This window comes from Crossiella sp. SN42 (assembly GCF_023897065.1).
Classification (GTDB): domain Bacteria; phylum Actinomycetota; class Actinomycetes; order Mycobacteriales; family Pseudonocardiaceae; genus Crossiella.
This window is the reverse complement of the sequence record NZ_JAMHIV010000022.1, coordinates 130,298-151,921: the sequence shown is the minus strand read 5'-3', so window position 1 is coordinate 151,921 and position 21,624 is coordinate 130,298. Positions and strand designations below refer to the sequence as shown.

Here is a 21,624-nt window from a genome sequence, read left to right as displayed (position 1 = left end):
CATTCTTCGGCACCGGTTCAGTAGGCGACCGGGAACTCCTTGATGCCGTTGAGCCAGCCCGAGCGCAGCCGCCGGGGCTCGCCGGCCTTGCGGATGTCCGGCAGGTGGGCGGCGATGGCGTTGAAGATGAGGTCGATCTCCAGCCGGGCCAGGCTGGCGCCGAGGCAGAAGTGCGCGCCACTGCCGCCGAACCCCAGGTGCGGGTTGGGATCGCGGGTGATGTCGAAGCGCTCCGGCTCGGTGAAGACCTCCTCGTCGAAGTTGGCCGAGCTGTAGAACATGCCAACCCGGTCCCCCGCCTTGATCGGCACGCCGCCGACCTCGGTGTCGGCGGTGGCGGTGCGCTGGAAGGAGATCACCGGGGTCGCCCAGCGCACGATCTCATCCGCGGTGGTCTTGGGACGCTCGGCCTTGTAGAGCTCCCACTGCTCGGGGTTGTCCAGGAAGGCCATCATGCCGTGCGTGATCGCGTTGCGGGTGGTCTCGTTTCCCGCCACCGCCAACAGGATCACGAAGAAGCCGAACTCGTCGGCGGAGAGCGAGTCACCGTCCACATCGGCCTGGACCAGCTTGGTCACGATGTCGGGCATCGGACACTTCTTGCGCTCCTCGGCCATGTTCATCGAGTAGGCGAGCAGCTGCGCGGCGGCCATGGCCGAGTCGGTCTGGAACTCCGGGTCGTCGTAGCCGATCATCTCGTTGGACCAGTCGAAGATCTTCCGCCGGTCCTCCTGCGGCACGCCGAGCAGCTCGGCGATGGCCTGCAACGGAAGCTCGCAGGCGATGTCGGTGACGAAGTCGCCCACCCCACCGGTGCGCGCGGACTCCACGATCCGCCGCGCCCGGGCGTCCAGGGCCTCGCGCAGCCCGGCGATGGCCCGCACCGAGAAGCCGCGGGAGACGATGCCGCGGAGTTTGGTGTGCTCGGGCGGGTCCTGGTTGAGCATGATGAGCCGCTGCACGTCCAGCTGCTCCTTGGTGATGTCGGAGCCGAACCGGATGATCGCGGTGTTGGCGTAACTGGAGAACAACCGGCTGTCCAGCGAGACTCGCTTCACATCGGCGTGCTTGCTCACCACCCAGTAGCCCTCGTCGTCGAACCCGTCCCGCCGCGGCGGTTTCGCGTTCCAGAACACCGGGGCGGTGCGCCGCAGCTCGGCGAACTCCTCGATCGGCAGCCGCTGCGCGTACACATCGGGGTCGGTGAAGTCAAACCCCTGGGGAAGTTGGGGCAAAGCCATCGCTACCCTCCATGCTCGCACAGCGATGTGGAACAGGTTCTACTGGATTCAAACACGCGCCAGCCCATGAGTGAAGGGTGTTCACTGAGTCTTACCAACCTCACTGAAACGTGTTCTACTCATACAAACCGCTACTGATCCACCCGAGGAGTCCCATGGGCGACCCCGTCATCGTCGGCGCCGTCCGCACCCCGATCGGCCGCAGAGGCGGCTGGCTGTCCGGGCTGCACGCGGCGGAACTACTGGGCAGCGCGTTGCGCGACCTGTTGACCCGGGCGGCAGTGCCCCCGGCCGAGGTCGAGCAGGTAGCCGCGGGATGCGTGACCCAGGCCGGAGAACAGGCGGGCAACATCGCCCGCAACGCCTGGCTGCACGCCGGCCTGCCCGAGTCCACAGGCTGCTTCACCCTGGACGCCCAGTGCGGTTCAGCACAGCACGCGGCCCATCTGGTGGCGGCCCAGATCGCGGCCGGCGCGATCACCGCGGGGATAGCGTGCGGCGTGGAGTCGATGAGCCGGGTTCCGTTGCGCAGCAACATGAATGACGACACCGGTATGCCTCGGCCGGAGACGTGGAAGATCGACCTGCCGAACCAGTTCGAGGCCGCGGAACGGATCGCGGTGCGGCGGAGGTTGTCCCGGCAGGACCTGGACGAGTTCGGGGTCAGGTCTCAGGCGTTGGCGCGGAAGGCTTGGGATGCCGGGCATTTTGAGCGGGAACTGGTTCCCGTGGCGGTGGGATCCGAGACGGTGCAACGGGATCAGGGGTTGCGGGAGACGAGCCTGGAGGGCCTGGCTGACTTGAAGGCGGTGCTGCCGGATGGATTGCACACGGCAGCTACGGCTTCACAGATCTCCGACGGCGCTGCGGCGGTGCTGATCATGGATGCGGGACGGGCTGCCGAGCTTGGGGTGCCGGGGCGAGCTCGGATTCGGTCACAGTGCTTGGTGGGGGCGGAGACGTATTACCACCTGGACGGCCCAATCCGGGCCACCGAACGGTTGTTGAGTGGTAGCGGTATGCGGTTGGCGGACGTCGACCTGGTGGAGGTGAACGAGGCCTTCGCGGCGGTGCCGTTGTCGTGGTTGAGCGTGTATGGCGAGGCGGAGGAGCGGTTGAACGTCAATGGCGGGGCGATCGCGTTGGGGCATCCGGTGGGGAGCACGGGGGCGCGGTTGTTGACGTCGGCGCTGCATGAGCTGGAGCGGCGGGATGCGAGCACGGCGCTGATCACGATGTGCGCGGGTGGAGCGATGGCTACGGGGACGATTTTGGAGCGGATCGGGTAGCCGAAGTAGCTCGGGGTGAAAACCCACGAAGAGGGCCTCTCGTCTTCTCCGTACGGCCTGGAGACCGCGCACCACATCCCGCCGAGCAGACGCTCACAGACGCCGCCGCCAAAGCCTCGGAACGTGACGGCGGCTGCTCGGTGGGATGTGGTTCGCTGTCGGAAGGTCGTGCGGAGAAGACGAGAGGACCGCGAGCACGCTGGAACCGGCCCCGGCAGCCTGCTCAACCCCGCAACCTGCTCGTCCCGGCTCTTGACTTGTCCCACCCCTCCGGGGGTCTGCCCGTCCGGCGAGGACATTCTTTTGATCTTGGGTTTTCAAGCGAAGATCAAGAGCGTCCTCGCCGGACGGGCAGGAATCAAAGCATGGGGGGAAAGTCAAAGTCAAAGGCAGAGACGCAAGCGGGTCTTGAGATTCCCCATGCCCGTCAACCTTCCGAAATCGAACCACATCCCAGCGAGCAGCCGCCGTCACGTGGCGTGGCGTTGGCGGCGGTTGCTGTGCGCGTCTGCTCGCTGGGATGTGGTTAGTTTTCTCCAGGTTGACGGGCATGGGGAACCTCAAGACTTCGGACAGGTTTTCGAAAAGCCAGCCCGTCGCTGGTTCGCGGGCTTCGCCCTGCGGTCGCTCTTGTCCTGATCAAGTCCCGTAAACCGGTGCGGGCGCGGGACTCGCCGCCAGCAACCGCTGCACCGCCTCCCCCACCTCCTCCACCGGCCACCGCGAGCCCCGGTCGATGAACGGCCCGTGCCGCCACCCGTCCGCGACCCCGATCCGGCCGCCCTCCACCTCGAACATCCGCCCGGTCACCTCCCCCGACGCCTCGCTCCCCAGCCACACCACCAGCGGTGACACGTTCTCCGGTGCCATCGCGTCGAACTCCGCTTCCGTTGGCGCGGCCATGGTTTCCGCGAAGGCCAACTCCGTCATCCGGGTTCTCGCGGCGGGGGCGATCGCGTTCACCGTCACGCCGTAGCGGGCCAGTTCCGCTGCCGCGACCGTGGTCAGGCCCGCGATTCCCGCCTTGGCCGCCGAGTAGTTGCCCTGGCCTACGCTGCCCAGTAGACCTGCGCCGGAGCTGGTGTTGATGACCCTGGCGGCGAGGGGGCGGCCTGCTCGGTGTTCGGAGCGCCAGTAGGCGGCGGCGTGGCGGAGGGGGGCCATGTGGCCTTTGAGGTGGACCCGGATTACCGCGTCCCACTCGTGTTCTTCCATGTTGACCAGCATTCGGTCTCTCAGGAAGCCCGCGTTGTTCACCAGGACGTCCAGCTGGCCGAAGGATTCCACGGCGGCGCGGATGAGTCGCAGGGCGCCTTGCCAGTCGGCGATGTCCTCGGTGTTGGCCACCGCTTGGCCGCCCAGGGCGGTGATCTCCTTGACCACCTGCTGGGCGGGGCCGGTGTTGGCGCCCAGGCCGTTGAGGGTCACGCCGGCGTCGTTGACCACGACCCTGGCTCCGGCCTGGGCGAAGGCCAGGGCGTGCGCGCGGCCCAGGCCTCTGCCTGCGCCGGTGACGATGACGACGCGGTTGTGGCACAGCGGGGTCATGGAACCTCCCGGGAGGTGCTTGCCGACAGGAAGGCCGGGGACTCACCTCCGCCGTGCACCGGGAGCGTAGCGCCGCTGACGTAGGACGCCAGGGGGGAGGCCAGGAATACCGCGCAGGAACCGATTTCCGCTGGGTCGGCCAGGCGGCCAAGGGGGACGGTGCGGCCCACCGCGGCGATACCCGCTTCGTCGCCGTAGTGCAGGTGGGACAGCTCGGTGCGGACCATGCCGACGGCCAGGGCGTTCACCCTGACCTTGGGGGCCCACTCGACCGCCAGGGTGGCGGTGAGGTTGTCGATGCCCGCCTTCGCCGCGCCGTAGGCCGCTGTTCCGGGGCTGGCTCGTCTGCCGCTGACGCTGCTCACCATCACGATCGTGCCCCCACCGTCCTGCTCCTGCATCACCCGGTTGGCGGCCTGGGATACCAGCAGTGGGGCCAACAGGTTCAACTCGACCACCTTGGCGTGGAACCGCGGCGAGGCCTCGGCGGCCATGGCGAACGGGGCACCGCCGGCGTTGTTGACCAGGATGTCCAGGCGGCCGTGCTGGCGGGTGATGGAGTCGACGAGGGTCTCCACCTGGGCTGGGTCGCGGACGTCACAGGGCAGGTGTTCGGGTGTCCGGCCCGCTTCCTGGATCGGCCGATCGGGTGGGCGGCGGGCGCAGGTGACCACCTGGGCGCCCGCGGACAGGAACGCCCGGGTGATTCCGGCGCCGACACCGCGCACTCCGCCGGTGATCAGGACTACTCGGCCAGCAAGGGACAGGTCCACCGCGCCACCTCCGGGGGTAGGCCGGGCGCCGGGCTTGCTGTTAACGTACCAAGCAATTGCTAGGTTTGGAAGAAGGCGCCATGGGCATCACCCGGAACGCGGCCGAGACCTCGATATCCGTTGTGACACTGGACTTTCCGCCGGTCAACGCGTTGCCCGCGCGGGCGTGGCAGGACCTGGCCGACACCATTGCCGAGGCGGGTCGGGACCCGGCGACGCACGTGGTGGTGTTGCGCGCGGAGGGGCGCGGGTTCTGCGCGGGGGTGGATCTCAAGGAGCTCCAGGCCGATCCGGACCGGGCGGCGATCATCGGGGTGAACCGGGGGTGCGCGGCCGCGTTCGGCGCGGTGTACGACTGCCCGGTGCCGGTGGTGGTGGCGGTGCAGGGGTTCTGCCTTGGTGGTGGGATCGGGCTGGTGGGGAACGCCGATGTCGTGGTGGCGGCCGAGGATGCCAGCTTCGGGCTGCCGGAGGTGGACCGGGGCGCGCTGGGCGCGGCGACCCATCTGGCGCGGCTGGTGCCGCAGCACCTGATGCGGGCGCTGTACTTCACCGCGGCGCGGATCGACGCGCAGGCGTTGCTACACCACGGTTCGGTGTACCGGGTGGTGCCGCGCGCGGAGCTGGACGAGGCGGCGCTGGTGGTGGCGCGGGAGATCGCGGCCAAGGATCCCCGGGTGATCCGGCGGGCCAAGGAGGCGATCAACGGGATCGACCCGCAGCCGGTGCACCGCAGCTACCGCTACGAGCAGGGCTTCACCTTCGAGCTGAACCTGACCGGGGCCGCGGACGAGGCCCGCGCCGCCTTCCTGGACCGCGGCTGAACGGGAGGATCACTGTGCGGGACAAGCGGATGACCGCCGAGCAGGTGGTCGGTGAGCTGGCCGACGGGATGACCGTCGGGATCGGCGGCTGGGGGTCGCGCCGCAAGCCGATGGCGCTGGTCAAGGCGATCCTGCGGTCCCCGCTGCGTGACCTGACCGTGGTCTCCTACGGCGGCCCCGACCTGGGCATGCTGTGCGCGGCGGGCAAGGTGCGCAGGGCGGTCTACGGGTTCGTCTCGCTCGATTCCATCCTCTACGACCCGTGGTTCCAGCAGGTCCGCCAGCGCGGCGGCCTCGAAGTGTCCGAAGTGGACGAAGGCATGCTGCAGACCGGGCTGCGCGCGGCCGGGCACCGGCTGCCGTTCCTGCCGATCCGCGCCGGCCTGGCCTCCGACGTGCTCCGCCTCAACCCGGACCTGCGCCTGGTCGAATGTCCTTACACCGGCGAGGAACTGCTCGCCATGCCCGCCCTGCCGCTGGATGCCGCGCTGGTGCACCTCAACCTGGCTGACCCGCACGGCAACGCCCGCTACCTCGGCCCCGACCCCTACTTCGACGACCTGTTCTGCCTGGCCGCCACCCGCCGCTACCTCTCCTGCGAGCGGGTCGTGGACACCGCGGCACTCGTGGCCGCCGGGCCGCCACAAGGGTTGCTGCTCAACCGGATGATGGTCGACGGCGTGGTCGAGTCCCCCGGCGGCGCGGGCTTCACCAGCTGCGTGCCGGACTACGACCGCGACGAGCAGGCCCAGCGCGCCTACGCGACCGCGGCGCGGGAACAGAGCTGGGAGTCCTTTGTGGACAGCTATCTGCGGGAGGACTGAGATGACCGCGACCAGGGCCGAGGTGTGCGTGGCCGCCTGCGCCGACCTGTTCCGCGACGACGGCGAGATCCTGGCCAGCCCGATGGGCCTGATCCCGACCCTGGGCGCCCGCCTGGCCCGCCGCACCACCGCCCCCGACCTGTTACTCAGCGACGGCGAGGCGACTCTGCTCGCCGAGGCGCCAGCCCTCGGCGAGTCAGCGCCCGCCGAGGGCTGGCTGCCCTACCGCAGGGTCTTCGACGTGGTCGCGTACGGCCGCAGGCACGTGGTGATGGGCGCCAACCAGCTGGACCGGCACGGCAACCAGAACATCTCCTGTATCGGCCCGCACGACCGGCCAGTCCGCCAGCTGCTCGGCGTGCGCGGCGCGCCCGGCAACACGGTCAACCACCGCACCAGCTACTGGGTGCCCCGGCACAGCCCGAGGGTGTTCGTGCCCGAGGTGGACGTGGTCTCCGGCGTCGGCACCAACCGCGACCCCGGCCGCTTCCACGACCTGCACCGGGTGGTCACCAACCTCGCCGTGCTCGACCTCACCGGCCCCGGCGGCACCCTGCGGCTGCGCTCCACCCACCCCGGCGTCACCGTCGAGGAAGTGCTGGCACAGACCGGTTTCCCCCTGGACACCAGCGAGGTCACCGAGACCCGCCGCCCGGAGGAGCACGAGATCGCGCTGATCCGGCGGCTCGACCCGCAGGCCCGGCGCGACCGCGAGGTGCCGTGATGGACACCGCGCTGACCCGGCTGACCGGCGTGCGGTATCCGGTGGTGCAGACGGGAATGGGCTGGGTGGCCGGTCCGCGGCTGGTGTCGGCCACCGCGAACGCGGGCGGCCTGGGCATCCTGGCCTCCGCCACCATGACCTACCCCGAGCTGGCGCAGGCGATCCGGGAGACCCGCGCCCGCACGGCACAGCCGTTCGGGGTCAACCTGCGCGCCGACGCACACGACGCCGGGCAGCGGGTGGAGCTGCTGATCCGGGAACAGGTCCGGGTCGCTTCCTTCGCGCTGGCCCCGAAACCCGAGCTGATCGCCAAGCTCAAGCAGGCCGGGGTCGTGGTGATCCCCTCGGTCGGCGCGGCCCGGCACGCGCGCAAGGTCGCGGGCTGGGGCGCGGACGCGGTGCTGGTGCAGGGCAACGAGGGCGGCGGCCACACCGGCGGCATCGCCACCACCCTGCTGCTGCCCGCGGTGGTGGACGCGGTGGACATCCCGGTGATCGCGGCCGGCGGCTTCTTCGACGGCCGGGGCCTGGCCGCGGCGCTGTGCTACGGCGCGGCGGGCATCGCGATGGGCACCCGGTTCCTGCTCACCCAGGAGAGCCCGGTGCCGGCGGCGGTGAAACGCCAGTACCTGGCACACGACCTCAACGGCACCGTGGTCACGCACAAGGTCGACGGCCTGCCGCACCGGGTGCTGCGCACCGACCTCATCGACCGCTTGGAGCAGCACGGAAACCTGCGCGGCCTGCTCCGGGCGCTGGGCAACGCGCGCCGGTTCCGCAGGCTGACCGGCCAGAGCTGGCGCACCCTGTTCCGCGACGGCATCGCCTTGCGGCACAACAAGAAGCTCAGCTGGGCGCAGACCGTCATGGCCGCGAACACGCCGATGCTGTTGCGGGCCGGGCTGGTCCAGGGCGACACCGCCGCCGGGGTGCTCGCCTCCGGGCAGGTGGTGGGCCTGCTCGAGGACCTGCCCACCTGCGCCGAGCTGATCGAGAACCTGGTCACCGAGGCCCGGTCCACCCTGGCGCGGGTGGCCTGCCTGGACGGCCGGTAGGTCAGCCGCGGCCGGGCGTGTGCCCGAAGGCGCGGCGGAAGACGTCGATGAACGCGCTCGGGGTGGCCCAGCCGCAGCGGTGCGCCACCGTGGTCACCGGCAGGTCCTCGGCCAGCAGCATCAGCGCGTGCTGCAACCGCAGCTGGGTCCGCCACTGCGGGAAGGACATGCCCAGCTCCGCCCGGCACAACCGGGACAGCGTCCGCTCACTGGCCCCGATCTCCGCGCCGAACTCCCCGAGCGTGCGCGCGTCCGCCGGGTCGGCGTGCAGCCGCGCGCACACCGCGGCCAGCCGGGCATCGCGCGCGGCCGGCAACCGGATCGGCTCCTGCGGCGAGCGCCGGAGCTGGTCCAGCAGCACCGCCAGCAGCCGCCGCCGTTCCGGGGTGTCCCCGGTCATGGCGGTGTAGGCGATGATCACCTCGCGCAGCAGCGGCCCGACCGCGAGCACCGCGGGCTGGGTGAGCCCCAGCGGGTTCTGGGTGACCGGCAGGCCGATCAGGTGCAGCTCGATCCGCCCGTACGCCCGGTGCTCGTGGGTCACCCCGGCAGGCACCCACAGCGCCTTGGTAGCCGGGGCCAGCCAGCGACCGGCGTCGGTGGTCACCGCCAGCACCCCGGTGGCGGCGTAGTGGATCTGGTTGTCGTCGTGCCGGTGCGGGTCGATGCCCGACCCCGCGGCCAGTTCCCGGTGTGTGGTCGGCGCCACCGGCATGTGGCGGGATTTCGACATTGTCTGGCAGTTTATCGGAAGCACGCCGACTCCGCGCGGATCAGGCTTGGGGCCATGCGGACTTCACCACGGGTGCCCACGCTGTTGCTGGCGGCCGGGCACGGCAGCGTCGACCTGTTCCAGGGCGCGGTACCGGTGCTGGTGCCGTTCCTGGTCGCCGAACGGGGTTACGGCTACTTCGCGGTCGCCGGGCTGGCGCTGGCCGCGAGCCTGCTGTCCTCGGTGGTGCAGCCGCTGTTCGGGCTGTGGACCGACCGCCGCCCGCTGCCCTGGCTGGCCCCGGCGGGCCTGGTGCTGGCCGGGCTCGGCATCGCACTGGCCGGGCTGGTGGAGACCTACCCGCTGACCTTCGCCGCGGTCGCGCTGAGCGGGCTGGGCGTGGCCGCCTACCACCCGGAGGCGGCCCGGCTGGCCCGCGCGATCACCGGCGGCGACCCGGTCGGCATGAGCACCTTCTCCGTCGGCGGCAACATCGGCTTCGCCCTCGCCCCGCTCCTGGCCGCCCCGGTGCTGGCCATCGGCGGCCTGCGGGCGGCCCCGCTGCTGCTGGTGCTCACCGCGATCGGCCTGCTGGCCACGCTTCCGTTGCTGGGCAAGCACTCCCCCGCGCCGGGCACGCGCGCGGCCAAGCCGGGCAAGGACAACTGGCCGGCCTTCCGCACCCTGTCCGCCATCGTCGTGCTCCGCTCCATCGGCTACCTCGGCCTGAGCACCTTCCTCGGCCTGTTCGTGCTGCAACGGGTGCACGCGAGCCCTGCGGCGGGCGCGGCCGCGCTGGCCGTGCTCTACGCCGGTGGCGCGGTGGGCACCGTGCTCGGCGGCAGGCTGGCCCGTCGCTGGGGCCGGGTGCGGGTGTTGCGGATCGCCTACGCGGCAGCGGTTCCCGCCGTGGCCGGGATCGCGCTGGTGCCGGGTCCGGCGCTGTACGCCTTTGTCGCGGCCACCGCGCTCGCCCTGGCGGTGCCGTTCTCGCTGCACGTCACGCTGGGCCAGGACTACCTGCCGAACCGGATCGGCACCGCCAGCGGCGTCACCCTCGGCCTGGCGGTCAGCGCGGGCGGCGCGTTCGCCCCGCTGCTCGGCTTGCTCGCCGACGCCACCTCGCTGCAGCTCACCCTGGCCTTGCTGGCCGTGCTGCCCGCCGCGGCCTGGCTGTTGGGCCGCCGCCTGCCCGAACCGGGGCTGACCGTTGTCGGCCACCAGGACCCGGTCGGCACCCGGTAACGCCAGAATCCCAGTCATGCCACGACGTTCCGCCGCGCTCGTGCTGACGGCCTGCCTCGCACTCGGCCTCGGCACGAGCCCCGGCCACGCGACCCCGGCCGCCGACCCGTACCCGGCGGTGGGCGCGGGGACCCGTTTCCTGGACCAGGACCGGCTGCTGGGCGACCTGCCGGAACCCGGCTGGTTCAAGGCGAACATCCCGTTCGTGGACCTGCCGGACGCCCAGGTGCAGGAGATCTACTACTACCGGTGGAAGGTCTTCCAGGAGGCGCTGAGGAACACCGGCCCGCGGGAGGGCTGGCTGGTCAGCGAGTTCCTCGGCCCGGTCGGCTACTCCGCGCCCAACGGTGGGATCGTGGCCGCGGCCGGGCATCACGTCTACGAGGGCCGCTGGCTGCGCGACACCCGCTACCTGGACGACTACCTGCGCTACTGGCTGCGCGGCAGCGGCGCGGGACCCAAACCCGCCACCGAGTTCCTGAACAAGAACACCACCGACTGGGCGCACCAGTACTCCAGCTGGCTGGCCGACGCGACCGTGGCGCGGGCCTCGGTCACCGGGGACTGGCGGTTCGCCACCGGCCTGTTGCCGGAGCTGCGCCGTCACTGGGACCGCTGGTCGCCGCAGTTCGACACCGGGACCGGCCTGTACTGGCAGACCCCGGTGTGGGACGCGATGGAGTACACCGCGAGCTCCTACCAGAGCCCCGATCCGTACCACGGCGGCGACGGTTTCCGCCCCACGCTCAACACCTACCAGATCGCCGACGCCCGCGCGATCGCCGCGCTGTCCCGCCGCACCGGCGACCACACCACGGCCGCCTACTTCACCCAGCGCGCCCGCGAGCTGTCCGCCGCACAGGAAAAATGGCTGTGGGACGCGAACTCGGCCTTCTACAAGCACGTCATGCGGGATGACAACCCGGACCGCCGCAAGATCGCCGACCGCGAGCAGATCGGCTTCGTCCCCTGGGCCTTCCACACCGCCCCGGCCGCGAACGCCCCGGCCTGGGCGCAGCTCACCGACCCGCAGGGTTTTGACGCCCCCTACGGCCCGCCCACGGTGGAACGGCGCAGCCGCTGGTTCATGCACGAGGCGGACCGGGGCTGCTGCCGCTGGGACGGCCCGAGCTGGCCCTACGCCACCAGCCAGACGCTGACCGGCCTGGCCAACCTGCTCATCGACTACCCCCGCCAGTCCATTGTGGACAAGGACGACTACTACACCGCGCTGCGCCGCTACGCCCTCACCCAGTACAAGAACGGCCGCCCGCACGTGGCCGAGGCGCACCACCCCGACCGTCCACAGTGGATGTACGACACGCCGGGCCACAGCCAGGACTACAACCACTCGACCTACACCGATCTGGTGCTCTCCGGCCTGCTCGGCGTCCGCCCGCAGCCGGACAGCTCGGTCCTGCTGCACCCGCTGACCCCGGCCGACTGGACCCACTTCGCCCTGGAGAACCTGCCCTACCACGGCCGCAACCTCACCGTGCTGTGGGACAAGGACGGCACGAAGTACCAGCAGGGCAAGGGCTTCCGCGTCTACCTCGACGGCAAACTGGTCGCCACCCGCCCCACACCCGGCCCGCTCCGCGTCCCCGTCCCCGACGGCTCCCGCCAGCCCCTGCCGCACCTGGTGGACGACGCGGCCAACCCCACCGGCCAGGGCCACCCCGCCGCCACCGCCTCCTACGCCAACCCCGGCGACGAACCCCGCCGCGCCAACGACGGCCAGAACCACTTCCTGGACGTGCCCACCACCCGCTGGACCAGCTACCGCTCCGCCAACCCGCAGGACTGGCTGGCCATCGACTTCGGCCGCCCCACCACGGTTTCCGACGTCCGCCTGTACTTCTACGACGACCGCGGCGGCGTCCAGCCCCCAGCGGCCTTCGCCCTGCAACACCGCCATTCCGACGGCAGCTGGCAGGACATCCCTACCCAACACCGCGCCCCGGCCACCCCGATCGGCAACGACCTCACCCGGATCACCTTCCCACCCCTGGAAACGACCGCCCTGCGAGTGGTCGGCACGCCAAGGCCCGGCGCCGCCTTCGGTCTGACCGCCTTCCAGTCCTGGCGCGCGCCTTAGCTCTCGGCGGGGTCGACCACCGCGCTGCGGATGTGTTCGTAGACCACGCTGGTGCGCACGTCGGCCACCTCAGGCCGCTCGGTGAGACGGTCGATCACGAAGGCGTACAGGCTGTGGTTGTCCGGGACCGCGACGTGGATCAGGAAGTCCTCGCCGCCGGTCACCACGAACACGCCGACCGTCTCCGGCAGCCCGGTGACCCACTCGCGGAAGGCCTCGATGCGCGGGCGGGACGGCGGGCGCAGCCGGACCGCGATCAGGGCCTGCACCGGACGGCCGATCTTGTCCAGGTCGAGCTCGGCGCGGAAGCCGCGGATCACGCCGCGCTCGCGCAGGCCGCGGACCCGTTCCAGCGAGGTGGACGGGGAGACGCCGGTGGCCGCGGCCAGTTCGCGGTTGGTGCGCCGACCATCTCGCTGGAGTTCCCGCAGCAGCGCCTGATCTAGTTCGTCGAGCCTGTCCATTGTCGGCTTCTCTCCGAATTAAGTTCGATTGAGCAGCGATCCTACCGCGTGAGTGCCTAGCATCCTGTCTTATGTCCGCACTTGTCACGCCAGCTGAGCTGGTCACCGAAGAACTGCGCACCGACCAGTCCACCCGGCAGACCCGGATCAAGTGGGTCATGGCCGTCGATCCCGAGCTGCCCATCGGCCTGATCGCCAACGCCACCGCCTGCCTGGGCGCGGTGATCGGCCGAGCCCTGCCCAACGTGCTCGGCCCGGACACGAAGGACGGCGCGGGCAGCGTGCACGCCGGACTGCCCTGGCTGGGCTGCCCGATCCTGGCCGCCGACGCCGAACGGCTGAGCCGGATCCGGGCCAAGGCGCAGGACTGGCAGGACGTGCTCGTCGCCGACATGTCCGAGGTGGCGCAGAACGGCCGGGTCTACGACGAGTACCAGGACGCGCTGGCCACCCTGGCCGCCGAGGACATCCGCTACCGCGCGCTGGCCCTGGTGGGGCCGCGCAACCGGGTGGACAAGCTGGTCGGCGGACTTCCCTTGCTGCGCTGAGGTTTCAGGCCACCATGCCGTCCCAGGCCCGTAGCGTCAGGTCCACCACCCGGTTCAGCTTCGCCCGGCCCGCGCCACCCGCGGCCTGCACCGAGATGCCGAAGGCCACCGCGCTGACGTAGCGGGCGAGGTCAGCGCAGTCCACTGTGGACGCGATCTCGCCGTCGGCGCGGAAGCGTTCGGCCAGCGCGCGTTCGCCGTCCCGCCGCCAGTCCAGCAGTTCCTGCCGGATGCCGTCGTGGTCCGGGCCGACCGCCAGCGCGCCCTGCACGCCGAGGCAGCCCCGCGGGCAGCCCGTGGCCGTGGTGACCCGGACCGCGCCGCGCAGGAACACCTCGGCGGTCCGCCGCGCGGTCGGCTGGGCCAGCGACTCGCGCATGTGCGTGGCGTAGTGCTCGGTGTAGTGCGCCAGCGCGCGGCGGAACAGCTCGGCCTTGTTGCCGTAGGCGGCGTACAGGCTGGGCCGGTTGACCCCGACCGCCTCGGTCAGGCCGGTCAGCGCGGCGCCCTCGTAGCCCTGCCGCCAGAACACCCGCAGCGCGGCGTCCAGTCCCGCGTCCACGTCGAACTCCCGGGGTCGTCCGGCGGGCATCGCGCACCTCCGTCACCGTAACGGATACCACTCGGTACAGAATAGGCTTGACCGCGTCCGGCCGCCAGCCTTAAATGTGTACCGACCGATAAACAATGATGGGGAGCACGGCATGGCACAGCAGCTGGCGGGACGGGTCGCGTTGGTGACGGGCGGTTCGCGGGGCATCGGCGCGGCGGTGGCGATCCGCCTGGCCAAGGAGGGCGCGGCGGTCGCGCTGACCTACGCCAGCTCGCCGGAGCGGGCGCGGCAGGTGGTGGACACCATCACCGAGGCGGGCGGGCGCGCGGTGGCGATCAAGGCGGACTCGGCCTCCGAAGCGGAGGTGGTGGCCTCGGTCGAGCAGACCGTGGCCGAGTTCGGCGGGCTGGACATCCTGGTCAACAACGCCGGCGGTGGCCGCTGGGCCACCGTGGACGAGCTGACCGTGGCCGACTTCGACCGCACCTTCGCGGTCAACGTGCGCGCGGTGTTCGTGGCCGTGCTGGCCGCGAGCCGGCACCTGCGCGAGGGCGGGCGGATCATCACCATCGGCAGCATCAACGGCGACCGCATCCCGGTGCCCGGCGGCTCGGTCTACGCCGCGGCCAAGGCCGCCATCGACGGCCTGACCAAGGGCCTGGCCCGCGACTTCGGCCCGCGCGGCATCACCGTGACCAACGTGCAGCCCGGCCCGGTGGACACCGAGGGCAACCCGGCCGACGGCCCGCACGCCGACTCCATGCGCGGCCTGATGGCGTTGCCGCGCTTCGGAAACGTCGAGGAGGTAGCCAGCTTCGTGGCCTACCTGGCCGGTCCCGAGTCCAGCTTCATCACCGGCACCAGCTTGGACGTCGACGGCGGCTACGGGGCCTGAGTCACAGCACCGGCGTGATCTGGTCCTCCCGGCCCAGCAGCGCCTTGCCGTAGACCTCAAGCCCCACCGGGAGAACCGCGACCGCGTGCCGGGCGGCGACCGCGGAGTCCCGCCAGATCCGTTGCAGCGCACTGCTGTGCGCGAACCCGCTGGCCCCGTGCGCGGTCAGCAGCAGCTCGATCGCCTGGCGCACCTGCTCGATCGCCCACACCGTGTCCGCCCGGACCCTGGCCTTGGTCACCGGGTCCGGCTGGACACCTCGCGCGGCGGCGTCGTCGATGTCGGCCGCGGCCCGGAAGGTGTGCAGGTGCGCGGTGTCGATGCGGGTGGCGGCCTCGGCGAGCTGGAGCTGGAAGGCCACCGAGTCGGTCTGCCGGGCGTAGGTGGTGGTGGCGACGGCCTTGGTGTCCGCGGCCGCGCGCACGATGCGCAGCGCGGCCCGGCCCATGCCCAGCTGCGGGGCGGTGAGCACCAGGGTCAGCGTAGCGCCAAAACCGGCGCGGTAGCGGGGGTGGTGCACGCCGAGCTCACCGCGGACCGCCTGGGGCAGGGAGACGATGCGGTGCGCGGGCACGAACACGTCCTCGGCGATCAGGCAGTTGCTGCCGGTGGACTGCATCCCGGCCATGTCCCAGGTGTCCTCGAACCCCAGTTCCGCCTTGGGCACCAGGGCGATTCCCTGGTCCACCACCGCGCCGGAGTCGTCGGTCAGCGGCAGGCCCAGCAGCGCCCAGCTCGCGTGCCAGGACCCGGAGCTCCAGTACCAGCGACCGGTGAGCCGGTGCCCGCCGTCGACCTTGCGGCTGGTCGAGGTCGGCGGCAGGGCGCCGCAAATCAGCGCTTCCGGGTCCGCGCCCCACAGTTCTTCCTGCGCCCGCTCGGGGAAGAGTCCGGCGATCCAGGCCCCGGTGTTGCACAGGGTCAGCACCCAGGCGGTGCCGCCGTCGGCCTCGGCGACCGTGGCGCAGATCTCCAGCAGCTCGGTCATGGACAGCTCGTGCCCGCCGTAGGCCTTCGGTTGGACCAGCCGGAACAGCCCGGCCGAGACCAGCGCCTCCAGGGTCTCCGCCGGGATCCGCCGGTCCCGTTCACCCCGCTCGGCGTTGTCGCTGATCAGCGGCCGCAGTTCGGCCGCCCGGGCCAGCAGTTCGGCCGCGCTCGTCATGGTGTCCCCCCAGTCGCCTCGGTCAGGCTGCCTGCTGGCACAGGCAGTGCACACAGGAGTCGGCGAAGACCCGGACCGCCTCCCGGTCGTCCTCGGCCCGCCAGATCACCGCCAGCTGGGCGGGCGGCAGGCCGGTGACCGGGCGGCAGCGCACCTCCGGCCGTTGGTACAGCTCGACGTTGCCCGCGGCGAGCAGGCTGACGCCGAGTCCGGCGGCGACCGCCTCGAAGCTCTCCTCCGCGGTGGCCGCCTCCACCCCGATCAGCGCCGGCCGGTCCCGGTGCGCGGTGCCCAGCCAGAAGTCCCGCTGCGGCCCGGCGGCCGCGGGCAGCGCCACGAACGGCTCCCCGGCCAGCTCGGCGAACGACACACTGTCCGAAGTAGACAGACGGTGGCCGGGTGGCAGGGCGGCCCACAGCGGTTCGGTGCTGACCACCTTCCAGGACAGGCCGGCGTTCGGCGGCACCGGCAGCCAGCCGATGGCCACGTCGGTCTGCCCGTCCAGCAGGCCGGCCGCCGGGTCGGTCCAGCTGACCTGCCGGAAGCTGAGCCGCCACTGCGGCAGCACCGCGCCCAGCCGCGCGGTGACGGTGGGGATCAGGCCGCGGCCGATCCGGGTCTGGAAGCCGACGGTGAGCACGGTGTCACAGCAGGTGGCCGCCTCGCCGACCTGCCGCCTGGCCTGTTCCCACTGCGCCAGCATCTCCCTGGCCAGCGGCAGCAGCGCCGAGCCCGCCGGGGTGAGCGCGACGGTGCGGCGGTCCCGGTCGAACAGCTCGACCCGCAGCTGGGTCTCCAGCTGCCGGATCTGGCGGCTGAGCGTGGGCTGGGCGATGAACAGCCGGTCGGTGGCCGCCCTGGTGAAGCTCAGCTCTTCCGCGACGGCCACGAAGTAGCGCAGATCACGCAGGTGCGGCTCCATAGCAACAGGCTATAACAACAGGTCTTGGACGCGGTGGGAAATCGCACAGAGGATGGCGGCATGGATCTGAGCGTGCAGGGCCTGAACCTGCGAAAGACGGTGGGCCCGGCGGAGACGACCCGGCTGGCGCGGCTGGCCGAGGACCTGGGTTTCCGCGGCTGGTGGGCCAGTGACCACGTGGTGCTGCCCAGCCCGGCGACCGCTGACGTCCCGATGAACCCCCAGGATCCGATCCTGGACCCGTTGGTGCACCTGAGCTTCGTCGCCGCGGTGACCGAGCGGTTGCAGCTGGGCACCGCGATCGTCATCCTGCCGCAGCGCAACCCGCTGGTGCTGGCCAAGCAGGTCGCCAGCCTGGACCACCTCAGTGGCGGCCGGTTCGCCCTGGGTGTCGGCGCGGGCTACCTGGAGCCGGAGATGACCGCGGTGGGCGTGCCGATGGCCGAGCGCGGCGCTCGCACCGATGAGTACCTGGACGCGATGCACGCGCTGTGGACGCAGCCCTCGCCCTCCTTCGACGGCAAGTTCGCCAAGTTCGCCAACGTGGACGCCCACCCGAAGCCCGCAGGCCAGCGGATCGTGGTCGGCGGTCACAGCCCGGCCGCCTACCGCCGCGCGGTCTCCCGTGGCCACGGCTGGTTCGGCGTGGCCGGGAGTGCTGATGACCTGCGCCGCAGCCTGGACGGCCTGCGCAAGGCCGCGGACCAGGTGGAGCGACCGGAACGCCTGGGCCGCCTGCGCGTCCACCTGGTCCAGTCCCCCACGCCGCCGACCCGGGCCGAGGCCGAGGTCTACCGCGAGCTGGGCGTGGACGAGCTGGTGCTGTTCCCGACCGAGGGGGCAGGACCGGCGGAGATCACCAGGGAGATGGAAGAGTTCAGCAAGCTGGGCTGATCGCGGTCAGCACCCGCCGCACCGCCGCGAGCACCGGCTCCACCTCGTCCTCGGCGACGGTCTGCGGGTTCAGCGCGATCGCCTGCTCCCCCAGCACCCCCACCGCCACCCTCGGGTCCCCGGCCAGCAACCGGGCCACCACCCGGTCCCGATCCGGTCCGATGTGGACGATCACCCTGGAGTGCGGCTGTCCGGCCTCACTGGGATAGCCGCGCTCCACTCCGGCCACTCCGGCCAGCCCGGCCAGCCCGGCCAGCCACCGGTCCACCACCGCCTCGTACCCGGCCAGCATCGCGGTCTCGTCCTGGGCGAGGGTCCACTCCACTGCCGCCAGCAGTCCGAGCAGTTCCTCCTTGCCCACCTTCATCCCGCGCCCGACCCCGTGGTGTGGTGAGCCGTTGACCCGGCAGCCCTCGATCACCGACCGCCTGCCCAGCACCAGCCCGGAGGACTGCGGTCCGCGCAACCCCTTGCCACCGCTGACCACCACCGCCGCGGCGCCGAGCTCCACGGTGTGCCGCCACAGGCTGGCGATCGGCGGGATCTGCGCGGCCGCGTCCACGATCACCGGCACCCCGGTGGCCACCACCTCGGCCAGTTCCGGTGCCCCGTCGGCGAACCGCGGTCCGGCGTACCAGAGCACCGCCGCGGTGCGCGGCCCGATCTCACTGCTCAGCTTGGCCCCGGTGAGCCGCACCGCCTCCTCGTATCCCTTGCGCTGCGCGGGAAACACCACGATCTCGTCCCGGGCGAGCCCGCTGGTGTCCGGCAGCCGCAGGGCCAGGTCGGGGTCCGTGCCGACCAGGCAGGCGGCGACCGCGTGCACGGTCCCCGCCCAGGCTCCGCAGGTGACGTACCCGGCTTCGTTGCCGGTCAGCTCGGCAAGCCGGTCGCCGACAGTGCGGTGCAGTTCGGCCAGGTCGATGAAGTGCCGCCCGGCCTCGGTCATCGCGGCCGCCACCGGGGGCGCGAGCACCGAGCCGCCGAGGGCGGTCAGGGTGGCGGCGGCGTTGATCACCGGCCGGATGCCGAGGTCGTGGTAGGTCATCGCGGGACCAGGCCGAACTTCGGCATCGGGGTCACGCCGAGCTGTCCGGCCAGCCAGGAGTCCAGTGCCGCGTCGTCCACCGCGTCCCGGTGGGTGAGCCGGTAGTCCCTGCCGACGCGCAGGACGTAGGCGGTGATCGACCCGGCGTGCCGGTCGGGGTCGAAGAAGGACCGGGTGTGCCGGATCCGTTCGGCCTGGTCCGGGTGCAGGCGCAGGTGATCGGCGATCTCGGGTTCGACCTCGGGTGGCCCTGAGCTGCGCACGGCGGTGAACCGAGGCCGGCGGGCGGCGGTGAGCAGGGCCAGGTCGTCGCCGGTGACCGCCACCCTGGCCGGGTCGGTTTCGGGGCGGTTCAGCAGGAACTCCGCGCCGCGCAGGCAGTCGGCGACTATTCCCCGGTACACAAAGGACAATGGGTTCTCGATGCCGAGGGTGGCCAGGCCGGGGTAGGCGGCCTGGAAGGGCTCGTCGGCCAGGCGCTGACCGCGGTGCATCACGGTGAAGGTGAGGTAGCGCAACCGGTCCCGGTAGTGCGGCGGCTGGTTGACGCTGCCGTAGCGCGGGGTCTCCAGCACCGCGGGGAACGGGCCGCGGCCGGTGGGCACGCTGAGGTAACCGAAGATCCGGTACGGGCCGATGCTGGTCAGGCGCACGTCGTAGGCGGTGAAGTCCACTGTGGACCGAGCTGGGACCGGCGTGAGCACGGGACTGGCCGGGACCTCGGCCAGTTCGGCGTCCACGGCCTGCCAGTAGGCGTCGAACTCGGTCATGCCACCGCCTCCGGGTTCAGGTGCCGGGCGAGGAAGGCCTCGAACTTGGCGCGTACCCAGTGCAGTCCGGCGTGGTGCGCGCAGCCCTGGTAGGTGTCCAGGACCTTGTCCCCGCCCAGCGCGCGGAACACCGCGAACCCGGTCTCCGGCGGGCAGACGTCGTCCTCCAGGCCGAGGTAGACGTAGGAGGGGCAGCGCACCAGCGGCGCGAAGTTCAGGCCGTCGTAGTAGGCCACCGAGCGTTGGATGGCCTCGGCGTGCTCGGGGTGCACCCGCAGGTACTCGGTGATCTCCTCGTACGGATAGGAATGGGTGAGTTTGGTGGCCTCCCAGATGCCGCACAGGTACGGCGCGCCCGCGGCGAAGCAGCGCACCAAGCCGGGGCGCAGCGCGGCGCTGATGATGCCGAGTCCGCCGCCCTGGCTGGAGCCCTGCACGCCGATCCGTTGCGCGTCGACCTCGGGGCGGGCGGCGAGCACGTCCAGGGCGCGGATCACATCGGCGTAGAAACCGCGGTAGCCGTAGGTGTGGTGGTCGACGATGTGGTGGGTGAGCAGGCCGGGATAGCCGGGGTTGACCACCGCGTTGGAGCGGAGTTTCCCGCGCGGGGCCACGGAAAGGGTGGCGTAGCCGAGCTCGGCCCAGTGGCGGGGCACGTCCGGTTCGCTGATGTAGCCGGGAATCGTGACCAGGCCGGGGAAAACCCGGCCTTCGGCGCGGGGCACCGCGTACCAGGCGGCGACCTCGACGTCCTGGTAGCTGGTGTAGCGCAGGTCGAACACGGCCACCGTGTCAGTGGACAGCGAGGGCAGGTGGGCCAGGGTGGGGTTGGGGTCGGGCAGGCTGTCCAGGGTCCCGGCCCAGAACTCGGTGAAGTCCGGCGGCCTGGGCACGGTGATCACCGCGTTGGCCGGGTCCCGGGCCGTGTTGGTGGCGGTCACGGTCGTCCTCTCATCAGCGCGCGGCCGTCCTCGGTCGCGAACAGGTGGATCTCGGCCGGGTCGAGTCCGATGTGCACAAAGCTGTCCTGGCGCAGCAGGAACGGCGCGGGCACCCTGGCCTTCACCAGGGTGCCACCGACCTCGACGGTGACCAGCACGTCGGAGCCGAGCAACTCGGCCACGAACACCCGCCCCGGCAGGTAACCGGGCCTGGGCAGGTCGGCGATCCGCACGTGCTCCGGCCGGATGCCCAGGTCCACCGCGCCGGTCGGCAGGCCGGCGGCGGCCGGGGGCAGGTCGAGCACCACTCCCCCGCCGCGGAACCGGCGCACCCCGTCCTCGTCCCGGACCTCGCCGGAGAGCAGGTTCATCGGCGGGCTGCCCATGAACGCGGCCACGAACCGGTTGGCCGGGCGCTGGTAGATCTCCTCCGGTGGCGCGCACTGCTGGAGCTTCCCACCGGCCAGCACCGCGATCCGGTCGGACATGGTCATCGCCTCGACCTGGTCGTGGGTGACGTAGATGAAGGTGCGGGCCAGGTCGGCGTGCAGGCGTTTGATCTCCGCGCGCATGTGCACCCGCAGCTGGGCGTCCAAGTTGGACAGTGGCTCATCCAGGAGGTAGGCCCCGGCCTCGCGCACGATGGCCCGGCCGAGCGCGACCCGCTGCCGCTGCCCGCCGGAGAGCTCGCGGGGTTTGCGGTCGAGCAGGTCGGTGATGCCCAGTGCCTCGGCCGCGACCCGCACCTTCTCCGCCACCACCGGTTTCGGCACCCGCATCATCTTCAGCGCGAACCCGATGTTCTGCGCCACCGTCCGATGTGGATAGAGCGCGTAGCTCTGGAACACCATGGCCACATCGCGTTTGTTGGCGGGCAGGTAGCCGACGGGCTGGTCGTCGAAGTAGATCTCGCCGCCGCTGGGCCGTTCCAGGCCGCAGATCATCCGCAGCGTGGTGGACTTGCCACAGCCGGACGGGCCGACCAGGGTCAGGAACTCCCGGTCCCGCACGGTGAGGGTGAGGTCGTCGACGGCGGTGGCGCGGCCGAACTCCTTGCGCACCGCGTCCAGGCGTACCTCGGCCATCGGCCC

General features: G+C 71.5%; 22 protein-coding genes. 10 read left to right on the top strand and 12 right to left on the bottom strand.

Annotated features, from left to right (window positions below; genetic code table 11):
- Positions 1 to 17: 17 nt before the first annotated feature.
- The gene (locus M8C13_RS26025) at positions 18 to 1,241 is read right to left on the bottom strand and encodes a cytochrome P450 (protein WP_252483322.1); all 1,224 of its coding nucleotides are present in this window, start codon (positions 1,239 to 1,241) and stop codon (positions 18 to 20) included.
- Between the two features lie 155 nt (positions 1,242 to 1,396).
- Here M8C13_RS26025 and M8C13_RS26020 point away from each other — a divergent pair, with 155 nt between their 5' ends.
- On the top strand, positions 1,397 to 2,530 hold the full coding sequence (locus M8C13_RS26020; RefSeq protein ID WP_252483321.1) for a steroid 3-ketoacyl-CoA thiolase: 1,134 nt from the start codon (positions 1,397 to 1,399) through the stop codon (positions 2,528 to 2,530).
- 639 nt (positions 2,531 to 3,169) lie between these two features.
- On the opposite strand, the gene M8C13_RS26015 is transcribed toward M8C13_RS26020, so the two are convergent.
- Positions 3,170 to 4,078, bottom strand: a complete 909-nt coding sequence (locus M8C13_RS26015; RefSeq protein WP_252483320.1) for an SDR family oxidoreductase — start codon at positions 4,076 to 4,078, stop codon at positions 3,170 to 3,172.
- Positions 4,075 to 4,851, bottom strand: coding sequence for an SDR family oxidoreductase (locus tag M8C13_RS26010; RefSeq protein WP_252483319.1), 777 nt, complete (start codon positions 4,849 to 4,851; stop codon positions 4,075 to 4,077). The genes M8C13_RS26015 and M8C13_RS26010 overlap by 4 nt, the downstream gene beginning before the upstream one ends.
- A gap of 80 nt (positions 4,852 to 4,931) precedes the next feature.
- Here M8C13_RS26010 and M8C13_RS26005 point away from each other — a divergent pair, with 80 nt between their 5' ends.
- From M8C13_RS26005 to M8C13_RS25990, 4 genes are read left to right on the top strand one after another with little or no spacing between them, the layout of a single operon-like run.
- Positions 4,932 to 5,675, top strand: a complete 744-nt coding sequence (locus M8C13_RS26005; RefSeq protein ID WP_252483318.1) for an enoyl-CoA hydratase family protein — start codon at positions 4,932 to 4,934, stop codon at positions 5,673 to 5,675.
- 14 nt (positions 5,676 to 5,689) lie between these two features.
- A complete protein-coding gene (locus M8C13_RS26000) occupies positions 5,690 to 6,499 on the top strand; it encodes a CoA transferase subunit A (RefSeq protein ID WP_252483317.1) in 810 nt (269 codons plus the stop codon).
- A gap of 1 nt (position 6,500) precedes the next feature.
- Positions 6,501 to 7,223, top strand: a complete 723-nt coding sequence (locus M8C13_RS25995) for a CoA-transferase subunit beta (protein WP_252483316.1) — start codon at positions 6,501 to 6,503, stop codon at positions 7,221 to 7,223.
- Positions 7,223 to 8,278: a nitronate monooxygenase family protein gene (locus tag M8C13_RS25990; protein ID WP_252483315.1), complete on the top strand. Its 1,056-nt coding sequence runs from the start codon at positions 7,223 to 7,225 to the stop codon at positions 8,276 to 8,278. The genes M8C13_RS25995 and M8C13_RS25990 overlap by 1 nt, the downstream gene beginning before the upstream one ends.
- A 1-nt stretch (position 8,279) precedes the next feature.
- Here M8C13_RS25990 and M8C13_RS25985 read toward each other — a convergent pair whose 3' ends face one another.
- The gene (locus tag M8C13_RS25985; protein WP_252483314.1) at positions 8,280 to 9,011 is read right to left on the bottom strand and encodes a helix-turn-helix transcriptional regulator; all 732 of its coding nucleotides are present in this window, start codon (positions 9,009 to 9,011) and stop codon (positions 8,280 to 8,282) included.
- A 54-nt stretch (positions 9,012 to 9,065) separates the two neighbouring features.
- On the opposite strand from M8C13_RS25985, the gene M8C13_RS25980 reads away from it, so the two are divergent.
- Both M8C13_RS25980 and M8C13_RS25975 read left to right on the top strand, forming a co-directional pair.
- Complete coding sequence (locus M8C13_RS25980; protein WP_252483313.1) at positions 9,066 to 10,235, top strand: MFS transporter; 1,170 nt, start codon at positions 9,066 to 9,068, stop codon at positions 10,233 to 10,235.
- 16 nt (positions 10,236 to 10,251) lie between these two features.
- The gene (locus M8C13_RS25975) at positions 10,252 to 12,333 is read left to right on the top strand and encodes a discoidin domain-containing protein (RefSeq protein WP_252483312.1); all 2,082 of its coding nucleotides are present in this window, start codon (positions 10,252 to 10,254) and stop codon (positions 12,331 to 12,333) included.
- Here the strand turns inward: M8C13_RS25975 and M8C13_RS25970 are convergent.
- Positions 12,330 to 12,797, bottom strand: coding sequence for an Lrp/AsnC family transcriptional regulator (locus tag M8C13_RS25970; protein ID WP_252483311.1), 468 nt, complete (start codon positions 12,795 to 12,797; stop codon positions 12,330 to 12,332). The genes M8C13_RS25975 and M8C13_RS25970 overlap by 4 nt on opposite strands.
- 71 nt (positions 12,798 to 12,868) lie before the next feature.
- On the opposite strand from M8C13_RS25970, the gene M8C13_RS25965 reads away from it, so the two are divergent.
- Entirely contained in the window at positions 12,869 to 13,345 is a 477-nt protein-coding gene (locus M8C13_RS25965) for a DUF2000 domain-containing protein (RefSeq protein ID WP_252483310.1), read from the top strand.
- 4 nt (positions 13,346 to 13,349) lie between these two features.
- Here the strand turns inward: M8C13_RS25965 and M8C13_RS25960 are convergent, their stop codons facing one another.
- Positions 13,350 to 13,937, bottom strand: coding sequence for a TetR/AcrR family transcriptional regulator (locus tag M8C13_RS25960; RefSeq protein ID WP_252483309.1), 588 nt, complete (start codon positions 13,935 to 13,937; stop codon positions 13,350 to 13,352).
- A 112-nt stretch (positions 13,938 to 14,049) separates the two neighbouring features.
- On the opposite strand from M8C13_RS25960, the gene M8C13_RS25955 reads away from it, so the two are divergent.
- Entirely contained in the window at positions 14,050 to 14,793 is a 744-nt protein-coding gene (locus tag M8C13_RS25955) for a 3-oxoacyl-ACP reductase family protein (protein WP_252483308.1), read from the top strand.
- A gap of 1 nt (position 14,794) precedes the next feature.
- Here M8C13_RS25955 and M8C13_RS25950 read toward each other — a convergent pair whose 3' ends face one another.
- Entirely contained in the window at positions 14,795 to 15,958 is a 1,164-nt protein-coding gene (locus M8C13_RS25950; protein ID WP_252483307.1) for an acyl-CoA dehydrogenase family protein, read from the bottom strand.
- Positions 15,959 to 15,980: 22 nt separating this feature from the next.
- Entirely contained in the window at positions 15,981 to 16,880 is a 900-nt protein-coding gene (locus M8C13_RS25945; RefSeq protein WP_252483306.1) for a LysR family transcriptional regulator, read from the bottom strand.
- A gap of 60 nt (positions 16,881 to 16,940) precedes the next feature.
- Between M8C13_RS25945 and M8C13_RS25940 the strand changes: the two genes are divergently transcribed.
- A complete protein-coding gene (locus M8C13_RS25940) occupies positions 16,941 to 17,774 on the top strand; it encodes an LLM class F420-dependent oxidoreductase (protein ID WP_252483305.1) in 834 nt (277 codons plus the stop codon).
- Here the strand turns inward: M8C13_RS25940 and M8C13_RS25935 are convergent.
- Genes M8C13_RS25935 through M8C13_RS25920 form a run of 4 tightly spaced genes read right to left on the bottom strand, consistent with a single transcriptional unit; the run spans position 17,758 to position 21,618 of the window.
- Entirely contained in the window at positions 17,758 to 18,822 is a 1,065-nt protein-coding gene (locus M8C13_RS25935) for a hypothetical protein (protein WP_252483304.1), read from the bottom strand. The two genes, M8C13_RS25940 and M8C13_RS25935, sit on opposite strands and share 17 nt — an antisense overlap.
- Positions 18,819 to 19,592, bottom strand: a complete 774-nt coding sequence (locus M8C13_RS25930; protein WP_252483303.1) for an acetylxylan esterase — start codon at positions 19,590 to 19,592, stop codon at positions 18,819 to 18,821. Before M8C13_RS25930 ends, M8C13_RS25935 begins: the two co-directional genes overlap by 4 nt.
- On the bottom strand, positions 19,589 to 20,533 hold the full coding sequence (locus tag M8C13_RS25925) for an acetylxylan esterase (RefSeq protein WP_252483302.1): 945 nt from the start codon (positions 20,531 to 20,533) through the stop codon (positions 19,589 to 19,591). Before M8C13_RS25925 ends, M8C13_RS25930 begins: the two co-directional genes overlap by 4 nt.
- Entirely contained in the window at positions 20,530 to 21,618 is a 1,089-nt protein-coding gene (locus M8C13_RS25920) for an ABC transporter ATP-binding protein (RefSeq protein WP_252483301.1), read from the bottom strand. The genes M8C13_RS25925 and M8C13_RS25920 overlap by 4 nt, the downstream gene beginning before the upstream one ends.
- Between the last annotated feature and the right edge of the window lie 6 nt (positions 21,619 to 21,624).